Below are 2,546 nucleotides of genomic sequence, written 5' to 3' on the forward strand. Positions count from 1 at the left end.
GAACGGGCGGGGTTCGGCCAGTTTGGGAACGGCCATGAAGACCGTCTTGCTCTCGACCAGGGCCCTGACACGGGCTGGAAGCTGTGCCTTGTCTGGGACCGCCTTGACCGTCCGGGCGGACTGCCACCCCGGCAGCTCCGCTAGGCGTGCTGCGGCGTCTTCGGATCCCTTGAAGTTGGGGATGCGGCCGTGCGCTGAGGCGTCGTGTACCGCGTCCCGGGCGTCGAGCAGGCTCCAGACCCGTTCCCCGTACCGCCTGGTGGCACCCAACCGCGAAGCGGTGACCCAACCGATCAATGAAGGGAAGCACCTATGCTCCTCACCCGCTGCGGCGGCGGAAAGCAAGCGTGCGACTCACCGCTGGTTCAGCAGCTTGAGCACCCCGCGCCGTCCGGACGTCGAACCGTCGGGTGCGGGCGCGCCGTAGCGGACGTCCACGCCCGACTCGGCCGCCCGTTCCACGATGTGGCGGCTGGCCCGCTCGGCGAGAGCGGCGATGGTCAGGGACGGGTTGACGCACAGCGACGTGGGGACCGCCGCTCCGTCGGTCACGAACAGACCGGGGTGGCCGCGCAGTTCGTTGCGGTCGTCGAGTGCCGAAGTGGCCGGGTCGTCGCCCATCCGGCAGGAGGAGAGGGGGTGGGCGCTGAGCGAACCGACCACGTCGCTCCACGGGCGCACCCGGGCCAGACCGTCGCGCTCGAGCACGGCGCGTGCCTCCTCGTCCGCCGCCTTCCAGCCGCGCAGCGTGTTGGCGGTCGGCCGGTAGCGCAGTGTGGACAGGCCGACCGACGAGGCGACCCGGGTGAAGCTGCCCGTCGCCGGTGGCAGGCCGAACCTGCCCTCGTTGTCGTCCTCGGTCATCGCCAGGACCGACAGCCACGACTTCCAGCGCGAGCGCAGCTCCTTCTTCTCCACGCCGAACCAGCTCGACTCCGGCCTGTCCGTGGCCTGAGCGAGGATGTTCGTGATGCCGGGGAAGTAGATCTGCTGGAGGGAGAAGCGGGTGAACTCCTCGGCGTCCGCGTCGAGTCGGTCGTAAGACATCGACCCGATCGGTTTGCCGATGGGGAAGCCCTCGTACGGCGTCCCCGGAGACCGCTCGAGCCCCAGCAGCTCGCCGGCCTTCGACTCGTCCACGTCGGCGATCGAGACCCGGTCTCCGTTGCCGGAGAAGTACCGGCCCACGGCGCGCGGCATCCCGCCGAGAAGCGCGGCGGAGCGCTGCAGCAGTACCGGGGTGCCCATCGCGCCACCGGCGAGAACCACCACCTTGGCTTCGATGGACCCCGCGCCCTGGGAGAGCCGGTAGTCGTCCGGGTCGAGGACTGTGTACGCGACTCGGTACCGGTAGCCGGGAGTGGTGGCGGGCGCGATGGTCTGCACTTCGTGCAGAGCCCGTACCTCGGCGCCGGCCGCGGTGGCGGCGGGCAGGTAGTTGAGCAGCATCGAGCGTTTGGCGTCGAAATGGCAGCCGTTCAGCATCCAGTTGCAGTTGGTGCAGCGTTCCAGGTCGACGGCGACCGGCACCGGATTGCACGTACGACCCGCCCGCTCGCATGCCGCTGCGAACAGGCCTCCCGGATACGGCACTTGGTTCCACCGCTGCTGGGCCACCGGCAGGGTCTCCTCGGCCCTGTCGTACCAGGGATCCAGCGCCGAACGGGTCAGCGCCTTGGGCCACAGGCGGTGGCCCAGGCTCCCTTCGCGCTCGAACACGAAGCCCGGCGCACGCAGGGAAGCGGCGAAGTAGACCACGCTGGAGCCGCCGACGCAGTTCCCCGCGACGACGGTGATGCCGTCACCCTGCACCAGGTCGACGATCCGGGTGTAGCTGCCGATGCGCTGATCGTGCGAGAAGTCCCGGGACCGCAGGTTGGGGCCGCGTTCCAGCACGACGACCCGGGCACCGCCCGCCGCCAGGTGATAGGCGGGTATGGAGCCGCCGAAGCCGCTGCCGATGACCAGGACGTCGGTGCGTTCCGTGACGCTCATGCGGGGTGGCCTCCGGCGGTGGTGTGCGGATGCTCCTTCGCGAGCCGCTTGCCGTACGAGTACGCCGGGTACCGCCAGAGCCCGTCCGCGTCGGGCTCGGGGAAGCGCAGCCACGTCAATCCGGGATGGCGCCGCTCCAGCGCGTCGGTGGTGTGCAGATGAGCGGCCGTGTCGAAGGCCGCCGCGCTGAACAGCGCCAGCAGCACGTAGACCTTCTGGTGCAGCCCGGCGCTGCTCAGCAGCTTGCCCGCGAGGCGAGTCCGGTCGTCGAAGTCCAGTGCGACGAACGGGGGTTGGGTGGGCAGCAGCACTTGACCTCGGGCGAGTGCCCAGGCGGTGGCCTCCGTGTTCAGCAGTGCCGCGAGCTCCGGGAGGAGCACGCCGACGCCGAGCTCCGGGAGTTGAAGAAGCGCGACCGCTCCCGCCTGGACCGCGCCGGGGCCGGGCGCGGCCCCCGCGATGGCCCGGTCGTGGCCGTGCCGCTTCTCGCCCGGAACCATGGTGTCGGCGAAGGCCTCGAGCGTCGCGACGGTGTCGAGCGGGCCCAGCGC

2 protein-coding genes and 1 pseudogene are annotated in these 2,546 nt (G+C 70.7%); all 3 read right to left on the reverse strand.

Annotation, left to right across the window (positions count from 1 at the left end; genetic code table 11):
* Positions 1-270, reverse strand: a pseudogene (locus tag ACRDP3_RS05930) (5-formyltetrahydrofolate cyclo-ligase); the annotation flags it as partial.
* Between the two features lie 84 nt (positions 271-354).
* The gene (locus ACRDP3_RS05935) at positions 355-1,995 is read right to left on the reverse strand and encodes a GMC family oxidoreductase N-terminal domain-containing protein (RefSeq protein WP_431515755.1); all 1,641 of its coding nucleotides are present in this window, start codon (positions 1,993-1,995) and stop codon (positions 355-357) included.
* On the reverse strand, positions 1,992-2,543 hold the full coding sequence (locus ACRDP3_RS05940; RefSeq protein ID WP_431515756.1) for a DUF5987 family protein: 552 nt from the start codon (positions 2,541-2,543) through the stop codon (positions 1,992-1,994). The genes ACRDP3_RS05935 and ACRDP3_RS05940 overlap by 4 nt, the downstream gene beginning before the upstream one ends.
* Positions 2,544-2,546: the final 3 nt, after the last annotated feature.

This window comes from Streptomyces sp., from assembly GCF_050698815.1.
Lineage (GTDB): Bacteria > Actinomycetota > Actinomycetes > Streptomycetales > Streptomycetaceae > Streptomyces.